This window comes from Paenibacillus sp. J31R30, assembly GCF_059692115.1.
In genome coordinates this window covers 19091-44642 of the sequence record NZ_JCAUAV010000022.1, presented here as the reverse complement: position 1 = coordinate 44642, position 25552 = coordinate 19091, and the positions used below count along the sequence as shown (strand labels likewise).

Below are 25552 nucleotides of genomic sequence, written 5' to 3'. Positions count from 1 at the left end.
TTAAATCACCTCGGTTTGACCGCCGGCAGCTTGGATTTTCTCAATCGCTGACTGAGAGAACTTATTCGCTTTAACGGTTAATTTTACTGTGATTTCACCGTTTCCTAAAATCTTAATGCCGTCTTTAGGAGCTTTTACAATACCAGTCTCCATCAATACTTCTGGAGTAACTTCAGTACCAGCTGCGAAATTGTTCAAATCTTCAAGATTAACGATCGCGTACTCCGTACGGAAACGGTTCGTGAATCCACGTTTAGGTAAACGACGGTACAATGGGTTTTGTCCACCCTCAAATCCAGGACGAACGCCTCCACCGGAACGTGCATTTTGACCTTTATGTCCGCGAGTTGATGTTTTACCCATACCACTACTTGTTCCACGTCCAACACGTTTAGGTGATTTACGAGCGCCAGTAGCAGAACTTAGCTCATGTAACTTCATCGTTGCACACCTCCTCTAGATCTTAAATTCGTATTACTATGCTTCGATTTCTTTAACTTCTACCAAATGGCTCACTTGATTAACCATGCCTCTGATTGCAGCATTATCTTGGTGAAGAACAGTTTGGTTCAACTTGCGAAGACCAAGTGTTTTCACAGTAACGCGTTGTGTTTCAGGACGGCCGATCAAGCTGCGTTTTAGGGTAACCTGTAATTGTTTAGCCATGTTTACCCCTCCTAACCTAATAGCTCTTGAACAGTTTTACCGCGAAGCTTTGCAACTTCTTCCGCTTTTTTCAAGCGGCTCAAGCCTTCAAGCGTTGCGTTAACCATGTTCATGGAGTTCGATGAACCCAGGGATTTTGTCAAGATATCGCCTACACCAGCAAGTTCAAGTACTGCACGAACTGGACCGCCTGCGATAACTCCTGTACCTTGGGATGCTGGTTTCAATAGAACGCGTCCTGCGCCAAATTTACCAGTAACAAGGTGAGGAATCGAAGTGCCTACGATAGGAACATGAATCAAGTTCTTTTTCGCATCTTCAATGCCTTTACGGATTGCATCTGGAACTTCGGAAGCTTTACCGATTCCTGCACCAACCCAGCCATTGCCATCGCCAACGACAACAAGTGCGCTGAAGCTGAAACGACGTCCGCCTTTTACTACTTTAGCTACGCGATTAATGTTTACGACTTTTTCTGTTAGCTCTAAAGTATTAGGATCTACACGCAAGTCTTTTACCTCCTTATTAATGTATTCTAGAATTCAAGACCAGCTTCACGAGCTGCGTCAGCTAATGCTTGAACACGTCCATGATAAAGGTATCCACCGCGGTCAAAAACCACTTTGTCTAAACCTTTTTCTTTCGCACGTGCCGCGATTAATGCGCCAACTTTACGAGCAGCTTCAACGTTACCACCGTTACCAATTTCACTTTTCAGCTCTTTATCTTGAGTCGAAGCTGCAACGATTGTTACACCAGTTGTATCATCGATTAGTTGAGCATACATATGTTTGGATGAACGGAAAATGTTCAAACGTGGGCGAAGAGTTGTACCTTCAATTTTCTTACGAACACGAAGGTGTCTTTTCAGACGAGCTTTATTTTTATCGCTTTTAGTAATCATCTATACTTACACTCCTTTCATCATCTTATGATGCGAGGCTTATGCTTAGGTAGCAAGTTTTCATTCGAAAACTCTTAGCTATTACCCGCGATCTTTCGATCTTATTTCTTCTTACCAGCTTTACCTTCTTTACGAAGAATGCGCTCGCCTTCATACTTGATACCTTTACCTTTATACGGTTCTGGTTCACGTACGGAACGAACTTTCGCTGCCATTGCGCCAACTAGCTCTTTATCAATACCTTTAACGATGATTTTCGTGTTCGTTGGAACATCGAACTCAATGCCGTTTTCAGGGTTGATTTCAACTGGATGGGAGTACCCAACGTTAAGAACTAATTTGTCACCGCTTTTGTTTGCACGGTAACCTACGCCTACTAGATCCAACGATTTCGTGAACCCTTCCGTAACACCACTTACCATGTTGGCAACAACACTACGTGTTGTACCATGCAGGGAACGGTGGAGCTTGTTATCGGAAGGACGCTCAACGGAAATCTCGTTTTCTAGAACATTAACTTTCATATCAGTATGAAGTACACGGGACAGGGAACCTTTAGGTCCACTAACCGTGATTTGAGTATTGTCTAGTGTTACATTTACACCACTTGGAATGGTGATTGGCTTACGACCAATACGAGACATGTTTGCACCTCCATTCAATTACAATTGTATTACCAAACGTAGCAGATAACTTCTCCGCCAGCTTTGGATTGACGAGCATCTTTATCCGTCATAACTCCTTGAGACGTGGAGATGATGGCAATCCCTAATCCGCCCAGAACACGAGGGACTTCTTGTGATTTTGTATAAACGCGTAGACCTGGTTTCGAAATTCTTTTCAAACCAGAGATAACACGCTCATTGTTTGAACCATATTTCAGGAACAAACGAATGATACCTTGTTTGCTATCTTGAACGTACTCAGCATCACGGATAAATCCTTCTTTTTTAAGGATTTCAGCGATTTCCCTCTTCACTTTTGAAGCTGGGATTTCAACTGTCTCATGACGTACGATGTTCGCATTACGAATGCGTGTTAGCATATCTGCAATTGGATCTGACATGACCATTTTGTGTAAACCTCCTTCCCGAAAATAGGGTGATTACCAGCTTGCTTTTTTCACGCCTGGAATCTGACCCAAGTGTGCTAATTCGCGGAAACAAATCCGACAAATTTTAAATTTGCGAAGCACTGAATGCGGACGTCCGCAGCGCTCACAACGTGTGTATGCTTGCACTTTAAACTTCGGGGTACGTTGCTGTTTGACTTTCATCGAAGTTTTTGCCACTTAATATAACACCTCCTGATAGGTACGACTGGTAACCTATTTTACGAAAGGCGCTCCGAGTTGTGTTAAAAGCTCGCGAGCTTCCTCGTCGGACTTAGCCGTCGTTACGATAACAATATCCATACCACGAACTTTATCGATTTTATCATACTCAATTTCAGGGAAAATGAGTTGTTCTTTCAAACCAAGCGTGTAGTTACCGCGACCATCAAATGCTTTGTTGGAAATACCGCGGAAGTCACGTACACGTGGAAGTGATACGTTAAATAATTTATCCAAGAAGTGGTACATGCGCTCACCACGAAGAGTTACTTTCGCACCGATCGGCATGTTTTCACGAAGTTTGAAACCCGCGATTGCTTTTTTGGATTTAGTTACAACTGGCTTTTGACCAGAGATCTTTTGAAGATCTTCAACTGCAGTATCAAGTACTTTGGAGTTAGATACAGCCTCACCAACACCCATGTTGATTACGACTTTCTCAATTTTCGGCACTTGCATAACTGTTGTGTAGTTGAACTTTTGAATTAATGCAGGCGTAATTTCGTTCAAGTAACGATCTTTCAATCTTACTGCCATGACTTAGTATCCTCCTTTCCATACATGTGTGTATTAGTCGATAACTTCGCCGGATTTTTTCGCGATACGAACTTTCGTTCCGTTATCCAATACTTTGTATCCTACGCGAGTAGGTTTGCCGCTCTTAGGATCAATCAGCATCACGTTAGAAACGTGGATCGCAGCTTCTTGATTCAAGATACCGCCTTGTGGGTTAAGTTGGGATGGTTTCGCATGTTTCTTAACCATGTTTACACCTTCAACAAGAACACGATTTTGACGAGGGTAAGCAGCGATAACGCGGCCTTTCTTACCTTTGTCTTTGCCAGTGATAACGAAAACAGTATCGTCTTTCTTCACGTGCAATTTATTGTTATGAGATTCTAATCTCTTTTTAAGTCTTGGCATTAGCTTCTACACCTCCTGGGGTTCTCCGGTTCGGAAAACAACATCGTAACACGTCTTAGATAACTTCTGGAGCCAAGGATACGATCTTCATGAAGTCTCTATCGCGAAGTTCGCGAGCAACTGGTCCGAAGATACGAGTACCACGTGGGCTCTTATCTTCTTTCACGATAACAGCTGCATTCTCATCAAATGAGATATATGAACCGTCTTTACGGCGAGCTCCGCTCTTCGTACGAACGATAACTGCTTTAACAACGTCACCTTTTTTGACAACGCCACCTGGTGTTGCTTCTTTTACTGAACATACGATCAAATCACCAATGTGACCAACGCGACGACCAGTACCACCCAAAACGCGGATACACATTAATTGTTTCGCGCCAGAGTTGTCAGCGACAGCCAAACGAGTAAATGGTTGAATCATCGTATTCCCTCCTTTCGGGGTTCATATCTAGAATATTAGATAACAACAGCAACTTCAAGAATTTCAACCAGTCTCCAGCTTTTATCTTTGGACAAAGGTCTAGTTTCACTGATTTTCACAGTGTCACCAATCTTAGCTTGGTTGTTTTCGTCATGCGCTTTAAACTTTTTCGTATGTTTAATTCTCTTGTGATAGAGTTCATGTTTTTTGTAAGTTTCAACAGCAACAACAATGGTTTTATCCATTTTATCGCTGACAACTTTACCGATCAGAACTTTACGATCGTTACGTTCAGCCATCTAAGGAACACTCCCTTCTAGATTTGGTTACCCAATACCCAGTTCTCTTTCACGCAAAATAGTCTTGGCACGTGCGATCTCTTTACGCAAATCACGAATTTGAGTCGGGTTGTCCAATTGACCAGTAGCTAGTTGAAAACGGAGGTTAAAGAGTTCTTCTTTAAAACCATTAACTTTTTGCTCGATTTCAGCAGTGGTTAAGTTCCGGAATTCACTACCCTTCATTTGCTTCACCGCCTACTTCTTCTCTTTTCACGAACTTCGTTTTGATTGGAAGCTTGTGAGCTGCAAGACGCATTGCTTCACGAGCAACCTCTTCGCTTACACCTGCTAGTTCAAACAAAATTTTGCCCGGTTTTACTACAGCAACCCACTTCTCCACGCTACCTTTACCACTACCCATACGTACTTCAAGCGGTTTTTGTGTAACTGGTTTAGCTGGGAAGATTTTAATCCATACTTTACCGCCACGTTTGATGTAACGTGTCATGGCAATACGTGCTGCTTCGATTTGACGGTTGGAAACCCAAGCCGGTTCTACCGCTTGCAGACCATATTCGCCAAAAGCAACTTCCGTACCGCCTTTAGCGCGACCTTTCATGTTACCGCGGTGTTCTTTACGGTGTTTTACACGTTTAGGTACTAACATGATTTAATTTCCTCCTTCCGGCTGAGCCTTTTTCTTAGCTGTCGGAAGCACTTCTCCACGATAAATCCATACTTTTACACCAATACGTCCATAAGTAGTAGCTGCTTCAGCTGTACCATAGTCAATATCCGCACGAAGTGTATGAAGTGGAACAGTTCCTTCGCTATATCCTTCCGTACGAGCAATCTCGGCACCGCCAAGACGTCCGCTAGTTGCAACTTTAATACCTTTAGCTCCGGATCTCATAGTTCTTTGCATAGCTTGTTTCATAGCACGACGGAAAGAAACACGACGTTCCAATTGAAGTGCAACAGCTTCAGCTACTAGGATAGCATCAAGATCTGGGTGTTTGATTTCAGAAATGTTGATATGAACTTTTTTGTTCGACATAGCTGCGATGTAGTTACGAATAACTTCAACTTCAGCTCCGCCTTTACCAATAACCATTCCTGGTTTAGCTGTATGAATCGTTACGTTAACACGGTTAGCCGCGCGCTCGATATCGATATGGGAAACTGCAGAATCTTTAAGTTTATTCTTTAAGTATTCGCGGATTTTGACGTCTTCAAGCAGCAGAGTTCCGAAATCTTTTTCTGCGAACCATTTGGACTCCCAATCACGAATGACACCAATTCTAAAACCTATCGGGTGTACTTTCTGACCCACACGTTACCCCTCCTTATTTTTCAGATACCACGATTGTAATGTGGCTGGTACGTTTTTTGATCGCGCTAGCGCGGCCCATTGCACGTTGTTGGAATCTTTTCATTGTTGGCCCTTGATTTACGAAAGTCTCGGAAACAACAAGTTTGTTCGGATCTAATGAATAGTTATGCTCTGCATTGGCAATTGCGGAATTCAATAGTTTCTCCAGAATTGGAGAAGCTGCTTTCGGTGTATGACGCAAAATTGCGATCGCTTCACCTACCGCTTTTCCCCGAATCAAGTCAACAACTAGCTTTGCTTTACGAGGAGCAATCCGAGCGTGGTTCAATATTGCTTTAGCTTGCATGGTAGTACCTCCTCTCGGTTAAAAATGAATTAACGTTTTCCGGTTTTCTTATCGTCATCGTGACCTTTATACGTACGTGTTGGAGCAAATTCACCAAGCTTATGCCCAACCATATCTTCCGTTACATATACTGGCACGTGTTTTCTTCCGTCATAAACTCCGAAAGTGTGACCAACGAATTGCGGGTAAATTGTAGAACGACGGGACCACGTTTTGACAACCAATTTCTTGCCAGAAGTATTCAAGTCTTCTACTTTTTTCAGTAAGTGTCCATCGATAAATGGACCCTTCTTTAAGCTGCGACCCATGGGTGTTCCTCCCTTCCTTGAACCTCAAGAAAATTCATATATCCTAGATTACTTCGTACGACGACGTACAATGTATTTATCGGATGCTTTACCTTTTTTACGAGTTTTGAAACCAAGCGTCGGTTTACCCCATGGAGACATAGGTGATTTACGTCCGATTGGTGCGCGTCCTTCACCACCACCGTGTGGGTGATCGTTCGGGTTCATAACAACCCCACGAACTTGTGGACGATTGCCTTTCCAACGATTACGTCCTGCTTTACCGATTTTCACAAGCTCGTGATCTTCGTTACCAACAGAACCGATTGTTGCGCGGCAAACTTTTAGAACTTTACGAACTTCACCGGAAGAAAGGCGAATTGTTACGTAAGTCTCTTCTTTACCAAGCAATTGAGCTTCTGTACCAGCAGCGCGCACTAGTTGTGCACCTTTACCAGGTTTCAACTCAATGTTGTGGATAACTGTACCAACTGGAATGTTTTCCAATGGAAGAGCGTTACCTACTTTGATATCAGCTTGTGGTCCAGAAACGATACGATCGTCCACTTTAAGACCTTTAGGAGCGATGATGTATGTTTTTTCGCCATCAGCATAATGAATCAATGCGATGTTCGCGGAACGGTTAGGATCGTACTCAACTGTAGCAACGCGTCCTGGTATTCCATCTTTAGTACGCTTGAAATCGATAATACGGTATTTACGCTTGTGTCCACCACCATGGTGACGAACCGTAATTTTACCTTGGTTGTTACGACCAGCATGCTTGAACAAAGGAGCAAGCAAGGATTTCTCGGGTGTTGACGTTGTGATTTCTTCAAAAGTAGAAACCGACATCGCACGACGAGCTGGTGAGGTTGGTTTGTATTTTTTAATTGGCACTCTGTTTCCTCCTTACTTCAAGAAATGGGTTATACCGTTTCGAAGAATTCCAATTCTTTGCTTTCTGCGCTTAGGGACACGATAGCTTTCTTCCAGATGGAAGTGTAACCAGAGTGTTTGCCATAACGTTTAGGCTTAGCTGGCATTCTGAGTGTGTTTACATTTGTAACTTTTACTTTGAAAATAGCTTCAATAGCTTGTTTAATTTCTGTTTTGTTAGCGCGAAGATCCACTTCGAAAACATACTTTTTGTTAGCCATTAGGTCGCTTGTACGCTCAGTGATGATCGGGCGCTTGATAATGTCGCGTGGATTTTTCATTGTGCAAGCACCTCCTCAACTTTCTGTACAGCCTCTTGCGTTAAGATCAATTTGTCATAAAGCATGACATCAAGAACGTTAACTCCATCAGCAGCAACAAATTTCACACCTGGGATATTACGAGCAGACAAAGCTACATTGGAGTCGTTAGGAACGCCTACAACTAGTACTTTTGCATCTACTTTCAGGTTGTTCAGAATAGCAACGAATTCTTTCGTTTTCGGAGCATTCATTTGTAGTTGATCCAGAACGATCAAGTTGTTATCGATAAGTTTCGAGGACAAAGCGGATTTGATCGCTAAGCGACGAACTTTTCTTGGTAATTTGAAACCATAGCTACGAGGAGTTGGTCCGAATACGGTACCGCCGCCTTTCCACTGTGGAGCACGAATACTACCTTGACGAGCACGACCTGTACCTTTTTGTTTCCATGGTTTGCGACCACCGCCGCGAACTTCTGAACGACCTTTTGTTTTGTGAGTCCCTTGACGCACAGCTGCTTGTTGCAAAAGAACAGCTTCGTGAATCGCATGAACGTGAGGTTCAATTCCGAAAACAACGTCAGACAGTTCAACTTCTCCTACCTGAGCACCTGTTACATTATATAAAGCTACTTTTGGCATCTGTCTTCCTCCTTTCTTACTTTTTCACAGCAGACTTCACGCTAACGTAGCTGTTTTTAGGACCCGGAATGGAACCTTTAACTAGCAATACATTACGCTCAGCATCTACTTTAATGATTTGAAGATTTTGAAGTGTTACTGTTTCGTTACCCATATGTCCTGGTAATTTCTTACCTTTAGGAACGCGGTTTGCTTGAATGGAACCCATCGAACCTGGTCCGCGGTGATAACGTGATCCGTGTGCCATTGGCCCAGTGGATTGGTTATGTCTTTTGATGTTACCTTGGAACCCTTTACCTTTGGAAGTACCCGTTACATCAACGAATTCGCCCTCTGCGAACAGATCTGCCTTCAGTTCTTGACCTACTTCATAGTCACCCAACTGAATGCCACGAATTTCTTTAACGTAGCGCTTAGGCGTTGCCCCTGCTTTTTTCGCATGGCCAAGCTCTGGTTTAATGATACGGCTAGCTTTTACATCATCAAAACCGATTTGGATCGACTCATAACCATCGTTATCCACATCTTTCTTTTGCAGCACCACACATGGTCCCGCTTGAATGACAGTTACCGGAACTACATTACCCTCCGGAGTAAACAACTGTGTCATCCCAAGTTTTTTTCCTAAGATACCTTTCATCGTTGACACCTCATTTCCTTCCATTGTTAACTCTATAGTTGTTTTACAGTTTGATCTCGATGTCAACGCCAGACGGTAAGTCCAGACGCATCAAAGCATCAACTGTTTGTGGTGTTGGATTCACAATATCGATTAGACGCTTATGCGTACGCATTTCGAATTGCTCACGCGAATCCTTGTACTTGTGCACCGCACGAAGAATCGTGATGATTTGCTTCTCTGTCGGAAGCGGAATCGGACCGGATACACCTGCACCGGAACGCTTGGCAGTTTCCACGATTTTCTCAGCTGATTGATCAATAATTCTGTGATCATACGCCTTCAAACGGATACGAATTTTTTGCTTTGCCATTTAAAAGTCCCTCCTTCTATCGCCCAATTTATTATCGGACATACTCCGCGAAAATTCTCCAACAACCATCCCCATGGCAAAGGGGCCTGGTGTGTCGGCAACCTTTCGCATCATCGCAACGTCACAGACCAACGTTTAATATTATATAAAATTCTAAAACGAAAAGCAAGTGAAATTTTAGGCATATACACAAAATTATTTACTCATGAGTTTCTCTTCTATATAATAACGCTCGCCTGTCGTTTCTCAATCCGTTTCTACATTATAATCAAAGAACATTATTAAAACCACTGCAATCTGTTTCCAGTCCACGAAATGAGATAAAGAGCTGAATAACCGCGGTTAATAGAACAAAAAAAACATCCACCGATAAATCGATGGATGTTTCGATCTCTCAAAGAGAGATTACTTTTGAATTGTAGCAACCGCGCCCGCACCAACAGTACGTCCGCCTTCACGAATCGCGAAGCGTGTTCCTTCTTCAATTGCGATTGGGTTGATAAGTTCTACAGTAACAGTGATGTTATCACCTGGCATTACCATCTCTGTTCCTTCTGGAAGGTTGATGATACCAGTAACGTCAGTTGTACGGAAGTAGAACTGTGGACGGTAACCTGTGAAGAAAGGCTTGTGACGGCCACCCTCTTCTTTAGTTAGTACGTAGATTTGAGCTGTAAAGTTCGTGTGTGGTTTAACTGAACCTGGCTTAGCAAGTACTTGTCCACGCTCGATATCTTTACGATCAACACCACGAAGAAGGGCACCGATGTTGTCACCTGCTTGAGCGGAGTCAAGCAATTTACGGAACATCTCTACGCCTGTAACTACGCATTTGCGAGTTTCTTCAGCGATACCAACGATTTCAACTTCTTCTTGTACTTTAACAGTTCCACGCTCTACACGGCCTGTAGCAACTGTACCACGACCAGTGATTGAGAATACATCCTCAACCGGCATAAGGAAAGGTTTGTCAGTTTGACGCTCTGGAGTTGGGATATAAGTATCAACTTGTTCGAACAATTCGATAATTTTATCAGCCCATGCGCCATCTGGGTTTTGAAGAGCTTCACGAGCTGCTCCACGGATGATTGGAGTATCATCGCCTGGGAACTCATATTCGTTAAGAAGGTCGCGAACTTCCATCTCAACCAATTCAAGCAACTCTTCGTCTTCAACCATGTCACATTTGTTAAGGAATACCACGATGTATGGTACGCCTACTTGACGGGAAAGAAGAATGTGCTCACGTGTTTGTGGCATAGGGCCATCAGCTGCGGATACAACTAGGATAGCGCCGTCCATTTGAGCAGCACCAGTGATCATGTTTTTAACATAGTCAGCATGTCCTGGGCAGTCTACGTGTGCGTAGTGACGGTTAGGAGTTTCGTACTCAACGTGAGCTGTGGAGATTGTGATACCGCGCTCGCGCTCTTCTGGTGCTTTATCGATTTGGTCGAATGCTACTGCAGCTCCACCGTATCTTTTGGACAATACTGTTGTGATAGCAGCTGTCAAAGTTGTTTTACCATGATCGACGTGACCAATAGTTCCGATGTTAACATGCGGTTTGTTACGTTCAAATTTAGCCTTTGCCATTTTAAACGATTCCTCCTTAGAGTGACTAATATTTTATATTAAGCGCCTTTGCCTTTTGCAATAATTTCTTCTGCAATTGACTTAGGTACTTCTTCATAATGTGAAAGTTCCATGGAGTAAACACCACGGCCTTGTGTTCTTGAACGAAGTGTTGTGGAATATCCAAACATTTCGGACAAAGGCACCTTAGCACGAATGACTTGTGCTCCATGACGGCTATCCATACCTTCGATGCGTCCACGACGAGAGTTAAGGTCACCCATAACATCTCCCATGTACTCTTCAGGCACAGTAACTTCAACCTTCATGATTGGCTCAAGAAGAACCGGTTTACATTTGTCTTTCGCTGCTTTAAGTGCCATGGATCCCGCGATTTTGAACGCCATTTCGTTGGAGTCAACATCATGGTAAGATCCATCAACAACTGTAGCTTTGATATCCACAAGCGGGAATCCTGCGATTACACCATTCTTCATGGACTCTTCGATACCAGCTTGAATAGGTGCAATGTACTCTCTAGGAATAGCTCCACCCACAACTTTGTTTTCGAAGACAAAACCTACGCCAGCTTCTTGCGGTTCGAACTCAACCCAACAATGTCCGTATTGACCACGACCACCGGATTGACGAACGAATTTCCCTTCAACTTTAGCTGCCGCACGGAATGTTTCACGGTAAGCAACTTGTGGTTTACCTACATTGGTTTCTACTTTGAACTCACGAAGCATACGGTCAACGAGGATCTCAAGGTGAAGCTCACCCATACCTGCGATGATCGTTTGTCCTGTTTCTTCGTCTGTGGAAGCACGGAAAGTAGGATCTTCTTCAGCAAGTTTTTGCAATGCGATACCCATTTTATCTTGATCGGCTTTCGTCTTCGGCTCAACAGCAAGCTGGATAACCGGTTCAGGGAAGACCATTTTCTCAAGAATAACTGGGTGTTTCTCATCACAAAGTGTATCACCAGTTGTTGTATCTTTCAATCCAACAGCCGCGGCAATATCACCAGCGTAAACAATGCTGATCTCTTGACGTGAGTTCGCATGCATTTGAAGAATACGACCAACACGCTCACGTTTTCCTTTTGTCGCGTTAGAGACATAGGAACCGGAGTTCAAGGTACCAGAGTAAACACGGAAGAATGTAAGACGACCAACGAAAGGATCTGTCATGATTTTGAATGCAAGCGCTGAGAACGGTTGATCATCAGCAGACTTACGAATCACTTCAGTACCATCGTCAAGTACACCTTTAATGTCAGGTACATCAAGTGGTGATGGCAGGTAATTAATTACCGCATCCAACATCAATTGAACACCTTTGTTTCTGTAAGAAGACCCTACGATAACTGGGAAGATTTTTACATCGCAGACACCTTTACGTAGAGCTGCTTTGATCTCATCAACAGTAAGTTCTTCACCCTCGAGGTATTTCATTGTAAGCTCTTCATCAAGCTCAGCAACTTTCTCGATAAGTTCCAAACGAAGCTCTGCAACTTGATCAGTGAACTCAGCAGGAATCTCGATTTTCTCGATATCCTTACCAAGATCATCTTTGTACATATAAGCAACTTGATCAACTAAATCGATGATACCTTTGAATTCATTCTCAGCACCGATTGGAAGTTGAATAGCTACTGCATTTGCACCAAGTTTTTGACGCATGGATTCAACTACTTGCAGGAAGTCTGCACCGATGATGTCCATTTTGTTAACGTAAGCAATACGAGGAACGTTGTATTTATCAGCTTGTCTCCAAACTGTTTCGGATTGAGGTTCAACGCCCTCTTTCGCACTAAATACACCAACTGCTCCATCTAACACACGAAGGGAACGCTCCACCTCTACAGTAAAGTCAACGTGCCCTGGGGTATCAATAATATTGATGCGGTGACCTTCCCATTGCGCAGTTGTAGCGGCGGAAGTAATCGTAATTCCGCGCTCTTGCTCCTGCTCCATCCAGTCCATCGTAGCTGCACCTTCGTGCACTTCTCCGATTTTGTGAACTTTACCAGTGTAGTACAAGATACGCTCTGTTGTAGTCGTTTTACCAGCATCGATATGAGCCATGATCCCGATATTACGTGTGTTTTTTAAGGAGAACTCTCTAGCCATAGGTCGTTATGTCTCCTTTCTGTTAATTAATTTAGAATTCTACCAACGGTAGTGAGCGAAAGCTTTGTTAGCTTCAGCCATTTTGTGTGTATCTTCACGTTTCTTAACGGAAGAACCTGTGCTATTGCTAGCATCGATAATTTCATAAGCCAATCTTTCTTCCATCGTCTTCTCACCGCGAAGACGGGAATAGTTAACCAACCAACGCAAACCTAATGTCGAACGACGGTCAGGTCTAACTTCGATAGGTACTTGATAGTTTGCTCCACCAACACGGCGAGCTTTAACTTCTAGTACTGGCATAATGTTTTTGATAGCAGCTTCAAACACTTCCATCGGCTCTTTACCTGTACGATCTTTCACGAGGTTAAAAGCGTTGTATAGAATGGTTTGTGCTACCCCTCTTTTTCCATCAACCATAATGCGGTTGATAAGACGAGTAACTAGTTTGCTATTATAAATAGGATCTGGCAATACGTCTCTGCGAGTAACTGGACCTTTACGAGGCATAGTTATCCCCCTTTCTTATAAGAATCATCCCTGATTATTATCTCTTATTTTTTAACTTTCGGACGTTTCGTACCGTATTTGGAACGGGATTGCTTACGGTTGTTAACACCGGAAGTATCTAGAGCTCCACGCACGATGTGATAACGTACCCCTGGAAGATCTTTAATTCTACCACCACGGATCAATACAACGCTGTGTTCTTGCAGGTTGTGACCGATACCTGGGATATAAGCTGTCACCTCTACACGGTTCGTTAAACGAACACGTGCATATTTACGAAGTGCGGAGTTAGGCTTCTTAGGAGTCATAGTACCTACACGCGTGCAGACACCACGTTTTTGAGGAGCGCTCAAATCCGTTGCTTCTCTTTTCAAAGCGTTAAAACCTTTTTGTAAAGCTGGTGATTTGGACTTATCCACCTTCGCTTGACGACCTTTACGTACTAGTTGGTTAATTGTTGGCATATCGCCACCTCCTCCCTACATTCATAACATGATGTGCTTCTTGCAAGCCCACAGATCCAGGCGAGTCATAAATGAGCAAAGAGAAAGTCTTTGTTATGGACAGCTGTCAAAGTCACTAGTACTTACGCTAGCTTGTTCCACCAACAAAAACGTCTTTAGCCATTATTCATTTACAACAGCTGCTACCGCAGCTCCAACTTCAATTCCACATGCTTTACCTAGCATCTTCATAGAATCTACGTAGGTTACAGGCACACCCTTCTGCGTACAGAGAGCTACCAGATTTATCGTCAATCGCGGATCTGCATCTTTAGAAACAAAAACTTCTATCGCCTTGCCTTGCTCGACTGTTTTTGTAACTTTCTTCGTACCTACAGCTCTATTCTTCGCCTGTTTGACTATTTCATAAGACATTAGGCACCCCCTTCAAAGAAAGGAAAGAATATCGACTTAGGCACACTACGATATATTAGCATTTTGATTAGCGAGTGTCAAGGGTTAGTTTAAGTAATTCTATTAAACCAACAAGCCTTATTTTCAAATAAAAAAGAGATAGCACACCCCTATTCAAGTGGCTACCTCTTCTTCTATATACAATTACTCAACAGCAACTGTTTCTTTTTCCAAATCTTCATCTAGAACGACAACCTCGTTAGGGTTGGTGATTCGAATGTTACGGTATCTTGGCATACCAGTTCCCGCAGGAATCAGTTTACCGATGATAACATTCTCTTTCAAACCTAACAATTGGTCGACTTTCCCCTTAATAGCTGCATCTGTCAAGACACGCGTTGTCTCTTGGAAAGAAGCTGCTGATAAGAAGGAATCCGTTTCAAGGGAAGCTTTCGTGATACCAAGCAAGATTGGACGAGCAACCGCAGGCTCATTGCCAGCGAACAAAGCAACCTTATTAGCTGCTTCATACTCATGAATATCAACGAATGAACCAGGTAGAAGCGTTGTATCACCAGCATCTACGATGCGGATTTTACGTAGCATTTGACGAACCATAACTTCAATGTGTTTATCGTTAATTTCTACCCCTTGGTTACGATAAACGCGTTGCACTTCTTGAAGAATATAGTTCTGAACGCCGCGAATACCTTTGATGCGAAGCATTTCTTTCGGATCGATAGATCCGTCCGTCAACTCGTCACCAGCTTCAACTTGTTGATTCAACGATACACGTACACGTGATCCGTAAGGAACTGCGTATACTTTGGATTCCGCTTCACCTTGAACTTCGATTTCACGACGATCCTTAGCTTCACGAATTTCCTTAACGACACCGTCGATTTCGGAAATGATCGCTTGACCTTTCGGATTACGTGCTTCAAAGAGCTCTTGAATACGCGGCAAACCTTGTGTAATATCGTCTCCGGCAACACCACCGGTATGGAACGTACGCATCGTCAACTGTGTTCCTGGCTCACCAATGGATTGCGCGGCAATAATACCAACTGCCTCACCAACCTCAACGAATTGACCAGTAGCCAAGTTACGACCATAACATTTCTTACAAACACCATGATTGGTGCGGCAGCTAAGTACAGAACGAATTTGAAGCTTCTCGATACCTGCTTCAATAATTTTATCTGCAATACCTGATTCAATAAGCTCGTTGCGTTGAACAATAACTTCACCTGTTTGTGGATGACGAAGAGTTTCATACGCATAGCGGCCTTCAATACGATCGTAGAGATCTTCAATAACCTCTTTACCATCTTGAATTTTGCTAACCATGAAGCCTTTATCTGTTCCACAATCGTCTTCACGAACGATAACATCTTGTGCTACGTCAACGAGACGACGAGTCAAGTAACCGGAATCCGCTGTACGTAATGCTGTATCGGCAAGACCTTTACGCGCTCCGTGCGTGGAAATAAAGTATTCCAAGATTGTCAGACCTTCACGGAAGTTCGATTTAATCGGCAACTCCATAATTTTACCGGATGGATTCGCCATCAAACCACGCATACCGCCAAGCTGTGTAATCTGAGATTTGTTACCCCGTGCTTTGGACTCAACCATCATGGAAATGGAGTTGTATTTATCTAGGGATTTCATCAAAATTTCTGTAATTTCATCCTTAGCTTTACTCCAGATCGCAATAACGCGGTCATAACGCTCTTCATCCGTAATCAAACCACGACGGTATTGGTTCGTAACTACGCGTACTTTCTCTTCACATTCCTTAAGGATTGCTACTTTTTCAGTTGGAACAACAACGTCAGAGACAGCTACGGTAATACCCGCTTTGGTGGAATACGTAAATCCAAGCTCTTTAATTTTATCAAGAATCATGGACGTTTGCGTTGTGTGGTACTTACGGAAGCACTCCGCAATAATCGATCCTAGATACTCTTTACCTACCGCTTTGTTCTCATCACGTTCCAACATGATAGCTCTAAGATCCGCACCTTTTTCAAAAACAAAGTGTGCATCCGGAATGCCGTTCAAGAGGTTCGTTTTGGTCGGTTCATTAATGAACGGGAAATCAGCAGGATAGATTTCGTTCATAATGATTTTACCGATTGTCGTGATCAACATTGCGTTTTGTTGCTTCTCAGTGAAGCTTGTTTTGTTCAAAGCTTTAGCAGGGATCGCTACACGTGCGTGTAGTGCCATTTTGCCCGATTGGTAGGAAGAAACTGCTTCGTGTACAGTTCTAATAATGGAACCTGCACCTTTAGCGAATTTGTTATCCGTTGTTAAGTAGAAGCTCCCCAGAACCATATCCTGTGAAGGTGTAACAACCGGCTTACCGTCTTTCGGATTCAAAATGTTTCCTGATGCTAGCATGAGCAAGCGAGCTTCAGCTTGTGCTTCTGAGGACAATGGTACGTGAACGGCCATTTGGTCACCGTCGAAGTCAGCGTTGTACGCTGTACATACGAGCGGATGAAGTTTAATAGCGCGGCCTTCAACCAGAATCGGTTCAAAAGCTTGAATACCCAATCTATGCAACGTCGGTGCACGGTTCAGAAGAACCGGGTGCTCCTTAATGACTTCTTCTAGTACATCCCAAACATCTGGACTTACGCGTTCAACTTTACGTTTCGCACTCTTGATGTTATGAGCCAAACCTTTATTCACAAGCTCTTTCATAACGAAAGGCTTGAACAATTCAAGTGCCATTTCCTTCGGAAGACCACATTGGTACATCTTCAGGTTAGGTCCTACTACGATAACGGAACGACCAGAGTAGTCAACACGTTTACCGAGCAAGTTCTGACGGAAACGACCTTGTTTACCTTTCAGCATATGGCTGAGGGATTTCAAAGGACGGTTACCCGGACCTGTTACTGGACGGCCGCGACGACCGTTGTCGATCAATGCATCAACCGCTTCTTGAAGCATCCGTTTCTCATTTTGAACAATGATATCCGGCGCGCCTAGGTCGAGCAATCTCTTAAGACGGTTGTTACGGTTGATAACACGGCGATATAGGTCATTCAAATCGGATGTCGCAAAACGACCACCGTCAAGTTGTACCATCGGGCGAAGCTCAGGCGGGATAACTGGCAGTACATCCAGTACCATCCAACCAGGCAAGTTCTTCGAGTTACGGAATGCTTCCATAACTTCCAGACGCTTAATCGCGCGGTTACGACGTTGACCTTGTGCTGTTTTGAGTTCTTCTTTGAGTGTGTCTACTTCCCGTTCGATATCAATATCGATTAGAAGTTTCTTAACTGCTTCTGCACCCATGCCCGCTTGGAAAGCATAGCCGTACTTCTCGCGATAGCTACGGTATTCTTTCTCAGACAATAGTTGCTTCTTCTCAAGTGGTGTATCACCTGGATCCGTTACTACGTAGGATGCGAAGTAGATGATTTCTTCCAAAGATCTTGGAGACATATCTAGTGCAAGACCCATACGGCTAGGAATCCCTTTGAAGTACCAAATGTGTGACACAGGAGCAGCAAGTTCAATGTGCCCCATGCGTTCACGACGTACTTTTTGACGGGTTACTTCAACGCCACAACGGTCACAAACGACGCCTTTATAGCGAACGCGTTTGTATTTCCCGCAATGACATTCCCAATCTTTCGTAGGTCCGAAGATCTTTTCACAGAAAAGACCTTCTTTCTCAGGTTTTAAGGTTCTGTAGTTAATCGTTTCCGGCTTCTTTACTTCCCCACGGGACCAAGAGCGAATTTTATCGGGTGATGCCAAGCCGATTTTCATAAACTCGAAGTTGTTAACGTCCATCAAGGAGCAACCCTCCTTTAAGAATTTAAACCCACTATACAGTGAATCGTTCTCGTTCTAATGTGGTGTTACTATTCGTTGACTCCAAGCTCGGAGCCTTCAATGTTTAGGTTTAATTTATCGCTCGTCACTTCGTCGTCATCATCGGCTTCGCGCATTTCGATCTCTTCTTCGTCACCAGACAGGATTTTAACATCCATACCTAAGCTTTGAAGCTCTTTGATCAAAACTTTGAAGGATTCCGGAACGCCTGGTTCTGGAACATTCTCGCCTTTGACAATGGATTCGTATGTTTTCACACGGCCCACAACGTCATCTGACTTAACGGTAAGAATTTCTTGCAATGTATAAGCAGCTCCATAAGCCTCGAGTGCCCATACCTCCATCTCCCCGAAACGTTGTCCACCGAACTGCGCTTTACCACCCAGCGGCTGTTGAGTAACAAGGGAGTAAGGTCCTGTGGAACGGGCATGGATTTTATCGTCAACCATGTGTGCCAGTTTGATCATGTACATAACGCCAACGGTTACTTCACGTTCGAAGGACTCCCCTGTACGACCATCGTACAGAATCGTTTTACCGCTACGTTGCATACCTGCTTCTTCCATAGCGTCAAATACGTCATACTCACGCGCTCCATCGAATACTGGTGTCGCAGCGTGAATACCCAAATACTTGGAAGCCATACCTAAGTGAACTTCAAGTACTTGACCGATGTTCATACGAGAAGGAACCCCTAGTGGATTCAATACAACTTCAACCGGTGTACCATCTGGCAGGAAAGGCATATCTTCTTCAGGGAGAATACGCGCTACAACCCCTTTGTTACCATGACGTCCCGCCATTTTGTCGCCTTCGGAAATTTTCCGCTTTTGAGCAATATAGACACGAACAAGTTGGTTCACACCAGGAGGCAGCTCATCACCGTTCTCACGCGTAAATACTTTCACATCAACAACGATGCCGTCTGTACCATGCGGTACGCGTAGGGACGTGTCACGAACCTCACGAGCCTTCTCACCGAAGATCGCGTGCAGCAATCTTTCTTCCGCAGTCAACTCCGTTACACCCTTCGGTGTTACTTTACCAACGAGGATGTCGCCAGCGCCAATTTCAGCACCGACACGAATGATTCCGCGCTCATCTAGATTCTTAAGTGCGTCTTCCCCTACGTTCGGGATATCGCGAGTAATTTCTTCAGGTCCAAGCTTCGTATCACGAGCTTCAGACTCGTATTCCTCGATATGAATGGAGGTGTACACATCTTCTTTAACAAGCTTTTGGCTTAGCAAGATCGCATCCTCATAGTTGTAACCTTCCCAAGTCATAAAAGCTACGACTACGTTACGTCCAAGTGCCAATTCGCCTTGCTCTGTTGATGGTCCATCTGCAAGAATATCTCCCGCTTTAATCAATTGACCTTTTTTAACAATTGGACGTTGATTAATGCAAGTACCTTGGTTAGAACGCATGAATTTGTGAAGCTTATATTTAACGATGTTACCGCTGACTAGCTTGCCATCAACCATCTCCTGGCGACGCAGCCAAATTTCATTCGCAGCAGCCTTCTCAATAATTCCATCAAACTTGGAGACAATACATACTCCCGAGTCCTTAGCAACCTTGTGCTCCATACCTGTTCCTACAAGTGGAGCTTTAGGAATAAGAAGCGGAACAGCTTGACGCTGCATGTTGGAACCCATCAACGCACGGTTGGAGTCATCATTTTCAAGGAACGGAATCAACGCTGTCGCAACGGAAACAACTTGTTTCGGAGAAACGTCCATGTAATCGACACGTTCAACCGGAAGTGTTAAGTTATCATCTTTGTAACGAACGATAATCGCGTCCTCGACGAATTTGTTGTCTTCCGTCAACTTCGCATTCGCTTGCGCGATTACGTAGTTATCTTCCTCATCCGCTGTCAGGTAAGCGATTTGATCAGTTACCAAACCAGTCTTCGGATCTACCCAACGGTATGGAGCTTCAATGAAGCCATACTCATTGATGCGGGCAAACGTAGACAAGGAGTTGATCAGACCAATATTCGGTCCCTCAGGCGTCTCAATTGGACACATACGACCATAGTGAGAGTGATGCACGTCACGAACTTCCATCCCTGCGCGCTCTCTCGTCAAACCGCCGGGTCCGAGTGCAGACAGACGTCTCTTGTGCGTCAATTCAGCAAGCGGATTCGTTTGATCCATAAACTGAGAAAGTTGTGAGCTACCAAAGAACTCTTTGATCGAAGCGATAACAGGACGAATGTTGATCAACGCTTGCGGCGTGATCACGTTAGCGTCTTGAATCGACATACGCTCACGAACAACACGTTCCATACGGGATAGACCGATACGGAATTGGTTTTGAAGCAATTCACCTACAGAACGAAGTCTACGGTTACCAAGATGGTCAATATCATCCGTATTTCCAATACCATGCAGTAAGTTAATAAAGTAGTTAATGGATGAAATGATATCGGCAGGCGTGATGTTCTTGACAGCTTTATCAATAACACCGTTAGAAATAACCTTAACTACCTTGCCTTCTTCTGTTGGTGAGTAAACATTAATGCACTGAACAGGAATTGTATCCGCGCCAGTTACACCTTTAGGAATCGTAAACTCTTTATATCCTGCACCTTTTTCGATAAAAGGAAGGATTTCATCCAGCACACGACGATCCAACAATTGTCCAGCTTCAGCAATGATTTCTCCTGTTTCGGAATCTATCAAAGTTTCAGCTAAACGTTGATTGAACAATCTGTTCTTGATGTGTAATTTTTTGTTGATTTTGTAGCGACCTACGTTCGCCAAATCGTAACGCTTCGGATCAAAGAAACGAGCAACGATCAAGCTTCTTGCATTATCAAGTGTAGGCGGCTCGCCTGGACGAAGACGCTCATAGATTTCGATCAACGCTTTTTCCGTAGAATCCGTGTTATCTTTATCTAGCGTATTACGAATATATTCGTTATCGCCAAGCAAATCTAGAATCTCAGCATCCGTACCAAATCCTAATGAACGAAGCAATACAGTAACCGGAATTTTACGTGTGCGATCGATACGAACATAGATGATATCCTTCGCATCTGTCTCCAACTCCAGCCATGCTCCACGGTTCGGAATCACTGTTGCTGTGTAAGTTTTTTTGCCGTTTTTATCCACTTTCGTGCTATAATAAACACTGGGAGAACGAACGAGCTGGGAGACGATTACACGCTCCGCACCGTTAATAATGAACGTTCCCGTATCAGTCATAATAGGGAAATCCCCCATGAACACTTCTTGTTCCTTGACCTCACCGGTTTCCTTATTAATCAAACGGACTTTGACTCTTAACGGCGCCGCATAAGTTACGTCGCGTTCTTTGGACTCATCAACGGAATACTTAGGATCGCCTAAGCTATAGTCGATGAACTCCAGTACTAGGTTCCCTGTAAAATCCTGAATCGGGGAGATATCCTGAAACATCTCACGAAGTCCCTCTTCCAAAAACCACTCATACGATTTTTGCTGGATTTCAATCAGGTTTGGAATGCCCAGAACCTCATTAATTCGTGCATAAGTCCTGCGTTTACGTCGTCCAAATTGAACAAGATGTCCCGCCAACTTTCATTCACCCCTCAACTCTACTCAATAAATAAAAAGAAAGAAGAAAAACTTCGACCGACGTACACTCAGGACGCCTCCGTTAGTGGAGCCCGTCCGAATTAAGCGACTGTATGGATGAAGGTTTTTTTCTGTATTCAATAACTTTTTCAAGAATTTCTTTCCATCCTGTTAGAATTTCCCAAAATTCAAACATTATACGTTGCTGGTCCGAATTTTATTCATAACGAATGAAAAAAGACTTGACATTTTTACTAACTAAAGACATGTGTCCCATCTTAATACTGACATTTTTTAATAATATCACATTTGAAATGTCAAGTCAAACAAATTCCCACGTATATTCGCAAGAAGCTCACTTTGTCGCTTTAAGAATGCGGTAGCCTTTATCTTTCGACACTTCCACTACTTCACTATACAGAGTTTCCAGCTTCTTCACGGCAGACGGCGCTCCTTGTTTCTTCTGGATGACGACCCATAGCGAGCCCCCGGCATTCAAACAATCATAAGCCTGTTCGAAAATGCGATGAACCGTTTCTTTCCCAGCGCGAATTGGTGGATTGGTCAAAACAGCGTCAAACTTCTTATCCTTCACTTGTTCCAATAGATCACTCTGTAGAATGGTGACATTCGTAATTCTATTTCGCCGCGCATTTTCTACTGAAAGTTCAACAGCTCTCTCATTGATGTCGACCATTGTCACATGTCCTTTCGGGCACATCACTGCAGCGCTAAGTCCCATCGGTCCGTAGCCACAACCCACATCGAGCACTCTTGCATCTTCCGGCAATTCCATCGTTTCTATTAAATGCTTACTTCCATAATCGACACCTTTTTTCGAAAACACACCTGCATCCGTAAGAAAAGTAAATGACTTACCTCGCAATATCTCTTGCGTTGTATGGACATCACTCTTCACGGTTGGCCGTTGTGTGTAGTAATGCTCTGACACGTTTGAATTCCCTCCTTTTCTACCTATAGGAAAATCCAATAACCACGTGTGTTCCTAAGGCTTTCCTAAGGGTAAAAACTTAGGCACAATAAACGGCTACACCGTCTATCTCCTGTGAAACAATCGGTTCTCAAATGTTGAAAAAAACCTCTTGAAGTCAAGCTTCAAGAGGTTTCCTAAGAAAAAGAATTACTTAACTTCTACGGAAGCGCCAGCTTCAGTAAGCTTAGCTTTAACAGCGTCTGCTTCTTCTTGGCTAACTTTTTCTTTAACTGCTTTTGGAGCTCCGTCAACAAGGTCTTTCGCTTCTTTCAGGCCAAGACCTGTGATTTCGCGAACTACTTTGATTACGTTGATTTTGGATGCGCCAGCGCTTGTCAAGATAACGTCAAACTCAGTTTGAGCTTCTTCAACTGCTACTGCTGCGCCGCCGCCTGCTGCTACTGGAGCTGCTGCTGTTACGCCAAACTCTTCTTCAATTGCTTTAACCAGGTCGTTCAATTCCAAGATTGTCATGCCTTTGATTGCTTCTAGGATCGTTGCATTTGTGCTCATGGTTAAACCTCCATTATCATTAATAAATTAGTTTTTTTGTTTGTAAAACATGTAGTACGTTGTAATTAAGCTTGACCTTCAGCTTCTTTTTTCTCTGCAACTGCTTTAACAGCAAGTGCAAAGTTACGAACTGGAGCTTGAAGAACGCTAAGCAACATGGAGAGAAGACCATCTCTGGATGGAAGTTCTGCAAGTGCTTTGATTTGATCGTATCCAACTACGCGGCCTTCGACCACGCCACCTTTTACGCTCAATTTATCATTCTTTTTCGCAAATTCAGTCAAAATTTTCGCTGGAGCAACTAGATCGTCTTTGCTGAAAGCAATAGCAGTTGGACCTGTTAGGTACTCATCCAATGCGCTTAGTTCAGCATTCGCCGATGCGCGTCTAGCCAACGAGTTCTTGAGAACTACGAATTCAATACCAGCTTCGCGCAAGCTTTTGCGCAGCTGTGTTACTTGAGCTACGTTCAAACCGCGGTAGTCCGCTATGATTGTAGAAGCACTAGCCTTAAACTTCTCAGTCACTTCAGCTACTGCTAGTTCTTTCTCTGCAAGAATTTTCGCGTTTGCCATAGTACACCTCACTTCTTATGCATTTATCTTTCAAGATTGCAAACAGTAGGAGCATTAGCATTTCTTATCTATGAATAAGAAATGCCTTCGTAGACGCTACGAAGGCATGATGTGTTCACTTTTTCCCTGATGTACAAAGAAATCGTTATATATATCATAACACCTCGGTAGGAAATTAAGCTGTTAAGCACCTACTGTCTACGGTTTGCATATTCATTTTTAGGACCTTTGATAGAGTATCACGCCCAGTAACCGAAGTCAACTGGAAGCTATTTCTTATCTAAAGGATGACAGGTTCACACGTACGCTTGGACCCATTGTGGACGATACAGCAATGTTCTTAAGGTATACACCTTTAGCCGCTGCTGGTTTCGCACGAACAAGTGCATCAACCAATGCTTTAAAGTTTTCGTTCAACTTGTCTGCATCAAAAGATACTTTACCAAGTGGAGCATGGATTTGGCCTGCTTTATCAAGACGGTATTCGATTTTACCAGCTTTGATCTCTTGAACAGCTTTAGTAACGTCGAAAGTAACTGTTCCTGCTTTAGGGTTTGGCATTAAACCTTTACCCCCGAGGATACGACCCAGTTTACCAACTTCGCTCATCATGTCAGGAGTAGCTACGCAAACATCGAACTCGAACCAACCTTGTTGAATTTTGTTGATCATGTCTGCATCACCAACAAAATCTGCACCAGCTGCTTCAGCCTCTTTTGCTTTCTCGCCTTTTGCAAATACGAGAACGCGTTTTGTTTTACCAGTACCGTGTGGAAGTACAACGACACCACGAACAGCCTGATCTTGTTTTCTTGGGTCTACACCCAGACGAACTGCAACATCTACAGTTTCATCGAATTTAGCAGGAGCTGTTTTCTTAACAAGCTCGATTGCTTCTGACGGATCATACAAAGTTTCAGCATTTACAAGCTGAGCTACTTCGCGGTATTTTTTACCGTGTTTAGGCATAATATTTATCCTCCTTAGTGGTATTAGCGGATAATCCTCCCACCGAGCGACTTCCATGTTTTCGTAGAAAACATTTCTGTAGGCTTCGAGCTTACACAGTCGCATTCCTTGCGGAATTAATCTTCGATGACGATTCCCATGCTACGAGCAGTACCTTCAACCATACGCATTGCAGCCTCAACGGATGCAGCATTTAGGTCAGGCATTTTTTGTTCAGCGATTTCACGAACTTTATCGCGTTTCACAGTTGCAACTTTCTTTTTGTTTGGTTCACCGGATCCTTTTGCGATACCAGCAACGACGCGAAGAAGAACTGCAGCCGGAGGCGTTTTAGTGATGAATGTAAAGGAACGATCTTCGAAAACTGTGATTTCAACTGGAATGATTAGACCAACTTGATCAGCAGTACGAGCGTTAAACTCTTTACAGAAAGCCATGATGTTCACACCTGCTTGACCCAATGCTGGACCGATCGGTGGTGCTGGATTTGCTTTCGCAGCTTGAACTTGAAGCTTCACGATTTTAATAACCTTTTTTGCCATGATAGACACCTCCTTGCAGTAATATAGGAGCTTCGACGAATCAAAGTCTCACTATTCAGGAATCTAAGCGATCCCACTAACGTAGGTCTATCCCAAGGAATAGACCTGGTAGAACC

At 43.6% G+C, this 25552-nt stretch carries 33 protein-coding genes and 1 other annotated feature; all 33 genes read right to left on the bottom strand.

Annotated features, from left to right (window positions below; all coding sequences use genetic code 11):
* A complete protein-coding gene (rplO, locus tag AC58QO_RS32550) occupies positions 1 to 441 on the bottom strand; it encodes a 50S ribosomal protein L15 (RefSeq protein WP_056618269.1) in 441 nt (146 codons plus the stop codon).
* 36 nt (positions 442 to 477) lie between these two features.
* A complete protein-coding gene (gene rpmD / locus AC58QO_RS32545; protein ID WP_028557477.1) occupies positions 478 to 666 on the bottom strand; it encodes a 50S ribosomal protein L30 in 189 nt (62 codons plus the stop codon).
* A gap of 11 nt (positions 667 to 677) precedes the next feature.
* On the bottom strand, positions 678 to 1175 hold the full coding sequence (gene rpsE, locus AC58QO_RS32540; RefSeq protein ID WP_056618277.1) for a 30S ribosomal protein S5: 498 nt from the start codon (positions 1173 to 1175) through the stop codon (positions 678 to 680).
* A 26-nt stretch (positions 1176 to 1201) separates the two neighbouring features.
* The gene (gene rplR, locus AC58QO_RS32535; RefSeq protein ID WP_056618280.1) at positions 1202 to 1570 is read right to left on the bottom strand and encodes a 50S ribosomal protein L18; all 369 of its coding nucleotides are present in this window, start codon (positions 1568 to 1570) and stop codon (positions 1202 to 1204) included.
* Positions 1571 to 1671: 101 nt separating this feature from the next.
* Complete coding sequence (rplF, locus tag AC58QO_RS32530) at positions 1672 to 2214, bottom strand: 50S ribosomal protein L6 (protein ID WP_028557480.1); 543 nt, start codon at positions 2212 to 2214, stop codon at positions 1672 to 1674.
* 29 nt (positions 2215 to 2243) lie between these two features.
* Entirely contained in the window at positions 2244 to 2642 is a 399-nt protein-coding gene (gene rpsH, locus AC58QO_RS32525; RefSeq protein WP_028557481.1) for a 30S ribosomal protein S8, read from the bottom strand.
* A 33-nt stretch (positions 2643 to 2675) separates the two neighbouring features.
* Positions 2676 to 2861 carry a type Z 30S ribosomal protein S14 gene (locus AC58QO_RS32520; protein WP_028557482.1) on the bottom strand — a complete coding sequence of 62 codons (186 nt, stop codon included), beginning with the start codon at positions 2859 to 2861 and terminating at the stop codon, positions 2676 to 2678.
* 36 nt (positions 2862 to 2897) lie between these two features.
* The gene (gene rplE, locus AC58QO_RS32515) at positions 2898 to 3440 is read right to left on the bottom strand and encodes a 50S ribosomal protein L5 (protein WP_056618284.1); all 543 of its coding nucleotides are present in this window, start codon (positions 3438 to 3440) and stop codon (positions 2898 to 2900) included.
* Positions 3441 to 3473: 33 nt separating this feature from the next.
* Positions 3474 to 3827, bottom strand: coding sequence for a 50S ribosomal protein L24 (gene rplX, locus AC58QO_RS32510; RefSeq protein WP_081787661.1), 354 nt, complete (start codon positions 3825 to 3827; stop codon positions 3474 to 3476).
* Between the two features lie 55 nt (positions 3828 to 3882).
* Positions 3883 to 4251 carry a 50S ribosomal protein L14 gene (gene rplN, locus AC58QO_RS32505; RefSeq protein WP_028557485.1) on the bottom strand — a complete coding sequence of 123 codons (369 nt, stop codon included), beginning with the start codon at positions 4249 to 4251 and terminating at the stop codon, positions 3883 to 3885.
* Between the two features lie 35 nt (positions 4252 to 4286).
* Positions 4287 to 4550, bottom strand: a complete 264-nt coding sequence (gene rpsQ, locus AC58QO_RS32500) for a 30S ribosomal protein S17 (RefSeq protein WP_068661882.1) — start codon at positions 4548 to 4550, stop codon at positions 4287 to 4289.
* 27 nt (positions 4551 to 4577) lie between these two features.
* Entirely contained in the window at positions 4578 to 4775 is a 198-nt protein-coding gene (gene rpmC / locus AC58QO_RS32495; protein ID WP_028557487.1) for a 50S ribosomal protein L29, read from the bottom strand.
* The gene (rplP, locus tag AC58QO_RS32490) at positions 4765 to 5199 is read right to left on the bottom strand and encodes a 50S ribosomal protein L16 (RefSeq protein WP_028557488.1); all 435 of its coding nucleotides are present in this window, start codon (positions 5197 to 5199) and stop codon (positions 4765 to 4767) included. The genes rpmC and rplP overlap by 11 nt, the downstream gene beginning before the upstream one ends.
* Positions 5200 to 5202: 3 nt before the next feature.
* Positions 5203 to 5865, bottom strand: a complete 663-nt coding sequence (rpsC, locus tag AC58QO_RS32485; RefSeq protein ID WP_028557489.1) for a 30S ribosomal protein S3 — start codon at positions 5863 to 5865, stop codon at positions 5203 to 5205.
* A gap of 13 nt (positions 5866 to 5878) precedes the next feature.
* A complete protein-coding gene (gene rplV, locus AC58QO_RS32480; protein WP_028557490.1) occupies positions 5879 to 6211 on the bottom strand; it encodes a 50S ribosomal protein L22 in 333 nt (110 codons plus the stop codon).
* 29 nt (positions 6212 to 6240) lie between these two features.
* Positions 6241 to 6519, bottom strand: a complete 279-nt coding sequence (gene rpsS, locus AC58QO_RS32475) for a 30S ribosomal protein S19 (RefSeq protein ID WP_028557491.1) — start codon at positions 6517 to 6519, stop codon at positions 6241 to 6243.
* A 48-nt stretch (positions 6520 to 6567) separates the two neighbouring features.
* Complete coding sequence (gene rplB, locus AC58QO_RS32470) at positions 6568 to 7398, bottom strand: 50S ribosomal protein L2 (protein ID WP_497272893.1); 831 nt, start codon at positions 7396 to 7398, stop codon at positions 6568 to 6570.
* A gap of 29 nt (positions 7399 to 7427) precedes the next feature.
* Positions 7428 to 7718, bottom strand: coding sequence for a 50S ribosomal protein L23 (rplW, locus tag AC58QO_RS32465; RefSeq protein ID WP_056618288.1), 291 nt, complete (start codon positions 7716 to 7718; stop codon positions 7428 to 7430).
* On the bottom strand, positions 7715 to 8341 hold the full coding sequence (gene rplD, locus AC58QO_RS32460) for a 50S ribosomal protein L4 (protein WP_497272891.1): 627 nt from the start codon (positions 8339 to 8341) through the stop codon (positions 7715 to 7717). The genes rplW and rplD overlap by 4 nt, the downstream gene beginning before the upstream one ends.
* 16 nt (positions 8342 to 8357) lie before the next feature.
* Positions 8358 to 8981, bottom strand: a complete 624-nt coding sequence (gene rplC / locus AC58QO_RS32455; protein WP_056618299.1) for a 50S ribosomal protein L3 — start codon at positions 8979 to 8981, stop codon at positions 8358 to 8360.
* A 43-nt stretch (positions 8982 to 9024) separates the two neighbouring features.
* On the bottom strand, positions 9025 to 9333 hold the full coding sequence (rpsJ, locus tag AC58QO_RS32450) for a 30S ribosomal protein S10 (RefSeq protein ID WP_028557496.1): 309 nt from the start codon (positions 9331 to 9333) through the stop codon (positions 9025 to 9027).
* Between the two features lie 405 nt (positions 9334 to 9738).
* Entirely contained in the window at positions 9739 to 10929 is a 1191-nt protein-coding gene (gene tuf, locus AC58QO_RS32445) for an elongation factor Tu (RefSeq protein WP_068661877.1), read from the bottom strand.
* A gap of 38 nt (positions 10930 to 10967) precedes the next feature.
* A complete protein-coding gene (fusA, locus tag AC58QO_RS32440; protein WP_497272889.1) occupies positions 10968 to 13043 on the bottom strand; it encodes an elongation factor G in 2076 nt (691 codons plus the stop codon).
* Between the two features lie 39 nt (positions 13044 to 13082).
* Complete coding sequence (rpsG, locus tag AC58QO_RS32435) at positions 13083 to 13553, bottom strand: 30S ribosomal protein S7 (protein ID WP_028557499.1); 471 nt, start codon at positions 13551 to 13553, stop codon at positions 13083 to 13085.
* Between the two features lie 44 nt (positions 13554 to 13597).
* Complete coding sequence (rpsL, locus tag AC58QO_RS32430) at positions 13598 to 14017, bottom strand: 30S ribosomal protein S12 (RefSeq protein ID WP_028557500.1); 420 nt, start codon at positions 14015 to 14017, stop codon at positions 13598 to 13600.
* Between the two features lie 162 nt (positions 14018 to 14179).
* A complete protein-coding gene (locus AC58QO_RS32425) occupies positions 14180 to 14431 on the bottom strand; it encodes a ribosomal L7Ae/L30e/S12e/Gadd45 family protein (protein WP_497272887.1) in 252 nt (83 codons plus the stop codon).
* Positions 14432 to 14614: 183 nt separating this feature from the next.
* Positions 14615 to 18235, bottom strand: coding sequence for a DNA-directed RNA polymerase subunit beta' (gene rpoC, locus AC58QO_RS32420; protein ID WP_497272885.1), 3621 nt, complete (start codon positions 18233 to 18235; stop codon positions 14615 to 14617).
* A 68-nt stretch (positions 18236 to 18303) separates the two neighbouring features.
* Positions 18304 to 21843 (bottom strand): DNA-directed RNA polymerase subunit beta, encoded by a 3540-nt coding sequence (rpoB, locus tag AC58QO_RS32415; protein WP_497272883.1) that lies wholly within the window; start codon positions 21841 to 21843, stop codon positions 18304 to 18306.
* Positions 21844 to 22198: 355 nt separating this feature from the next.
* The gene (locus AC58QO_RS32410) at positions 22199 to 22795 is read right to left on the bottom strand and encodes a class I SAM-dependent methyltransferase (protein WP_497272881.1); all 597 of its coding nucleotides are present in this window, start codon (positions 22793 to 22795) and stop codon (positions 22199 to 22201) included.
* 189 nt (positions 22796 to 22984) lie between these two features.
* A complete protein-coding gene (rplL, locus tag AC58QO_RS32405) occupies positions 22985 to 23350 on the bottom strand; it encodes a 50S ribosomal protein L7/L12 (protein ID WP_057313458.1) in 366 nt (121 codons plus the stop codon).
* 65 nt (positions 23351 to 23415) lie between these two features.
* Positions 23416 to 23925, bottom strand: a complete 510-nt coding sequence (gene rplJ / locus AC58QO_RS32400) for a 50S ribosomal protein L10 (RefSeq protein ID WP_310502675.1) — start codon at positions 23923 to 23925, stop codon at positions 23416 to 23418.
* Between the two features lie 68 nt (positions 23926 to 23993).
* Positions 23994 to 24147 (bottom strand) — a sequence feature (ribosomal protein L10 leader region).
* A 54-nt stretch (positions 24148 to 24201) separates the two neighbouring features.
* Complete coding sequence (gene rplA, locus AC58QO_RS32395) at positions 24202 to 24894, bottom strand: 50S ribosomal protein L1 (protein ID WP_028557507.1); 693 nt, start codon at positions 24892 to 24894, stop codon at positions 24202 to 24204.
* Between the two features lie 116 nt (positions 24895 to 25010).
* Positions 25011 to 25436, bottom strand: coding sequence for a 50S ribosomal protein L11 (gene rplK / locus AC58QO_RS32390; protein ID WP_477593127.1), 426 nt, complete (start codon positions 25434 to 25436; stop codon positions 25011 to 25013).
* Between the last annotated feature and the right edge of the window lie 116 nt (positions 25437 to 25552).

Excerpts from the sequence above, each read along its gene's own strand:
- rpsJ (WP_028557496.1), bottom strand. The coding sequence starts at position 9,333 with ATGGCAAAGCAAAAAATTCGTATCCGTTTGAAGGCGTATGATCACAGA.
- rplD (WP_497272891.1), bottom strand. The coding sequence starts at position 8,341 with ATGCCAAAAGTAGCTTTATATAATGTAACAGGTGCTCAGGTAGGAGAA.
- rpmC (WP_028557487.1), bottom strand. The coding sequence starts at position 4,775 with ATGAAGGGTAGTGAATTCCGGAACTTAACCACTGCTGAAATCGAGCAA.
- rplN (WP_028557485.1), bottom strand. The coding sequence starts at position 4,251 with ATGATTCAACCATTTACTCGTTTGGCTGTCGCTGACAACTCTGGCGCG.
- rplF (WP_028557480.1), bottom strand. The coding sequence starts at position 2,214 with ATGTCTCGTATTGGTCGTAAGCCAATCACCATTCCAAGTGGTGTAAAT.
- rplV (WP_028557490.1), bottom strand. The coding sequence starts at position 6,211 with ATGCAAGCTAAAGCAATATTGAACCACGCTCGGATTGCTCCTCGTAAA.
- fusA (WP_497272889.1), bottom strand. The coding sequence starts at position 13,043 with ATGGCTAGAGAGTTCTCCTTAAAAAACACACGTAATATCGGGATCATG.
- rpsH (WP_028557481.1), bottom strand. The coding sequence starts at position 2,642 with ATGGTCATGTCAGATCCAATTGCAGATATGCTAACACGCATTCGTAAT.
- rpsQ (WP_068661882.1), bottom strand. The coding sequence starts at position 4,550 with ATGGCTGAACGTAACGATCGTAAAGTTCTGATCGGTAAAGTTGTCAGC.
- rplO (WP_056618269.1), bottom strand. The coding sequence starts at position 441 with ATGAAGTTACATGAGCTAAGTTCTGCTACTGGCGCTCGTAAATCACCT.
- rplW (WP_056618288.1), bottom strand. The coding sequence starts at position 7,718 with ATGAAAAATCCACGCGACATTATCAAGCGCCCGATCATCACTGAGCGT.
- rpsL (WP_028557500.1), bottom strand. The coding sequence starts at position 14,017 with ATGCCAACAATTAACCAACTAGTACGTAAAGGTCGTCAAGCGAAGGTG.
- tuf (WP_068661877.1), bottom strand. The coding sequence starts at position 10,929 with ATGGCAAAGGCTAAATTTGAACGTAACAAACCGCATGTTAACATCGGA.
- rpsS (WP_028557491.1), bottom strand. The coding sequence starts at position 6,519 with ATGGGTCGCAGCTTAAAGAAGGGTCCATTTATCGATGGACACTTACTG.
- rplJ (WP_310502675.1), bottom strand. The coding sequence starts at position 23,925 with ATGGCAAACGCGAAAATTCTTGCAGAGAAAGAACTAGCAGTAGCTGAA.
- rpsG (WP_028557499.1), bottom strand. The coding sequence starts at position 13,553 with ATGCCTCGTAAAGGTCCAGTTACTCGCAGAGACGTATTGCCAGATCCT.
- rplE (WP_056618284.1), bottom strand. The coding sequence starts at position 3,440 with ATGGCAGTAAGATTGAAAGATCGTTACTTGAACGAAATTACGCCTGCA.
- rplL (WP_057313458.1), bottom strand. The coding sequence starts at position 23,350 with ATGAGCACAAATGCAACGATCCTAGAAGCAATCAAAGGCATGACAATC.
- rplR (WP_056618280.1), bottom strand. The coding sequence starts at position 1,570 with ATGATTACTAAAAGCGATAAAAATAAAGCTCGTCTGAAAAGACACCTT.
- AC58QO_RS32425 (WP_497272887.1), bottom strand. The coding sequence starts at position 14,431 with ATGTCTTATGAAATAGTCAAACAGGCGAAGAATAGAGCTGTAGGTACG.
- rplK (WP_477593127.1), bottom strand. The coding sequence starts at position 25,436 with ATGGCAAAAAAGGTTATTAAAATCGTGAAGCTTCAAGTTCAAGCTGCG.
- rplX (WP_081787661.1), bottom strand. The coding sequence starts at position 3,827 with ATGCCAAGACTTAAAAAGAGATTAGAATCTCATAACAATAAATTGCAC.
- rplP (WP_028557488.1), bottom strand. The coding sequence starts at position 5,199 with ATGTTAGTACCTAAACGTGTAAAACACCGTAAAGAACACCGCGGTAAC.
- rplA (WP_028557507.1), bottom strand. The coding sequence starts at position 24,894 with ATGCCTAAACACGGTAAAAAATACCGCGAAGTAGCTCAGCTTGTAAAT.
- rpmD (WP_028557477.1), bottom strand. The coding sequence starts at position 666 with ATGGCTAAACAATTACAGGTTACCCTAAAACGCAGCTTGATCGGCCGT.
- rplC (WP_056618299.1), bottom strand. The coding sequence starts at position 8,981 with ATGAAAGGTATCTTAGGAAAAAAACTTGGGATGACACAGTTGTTTACT.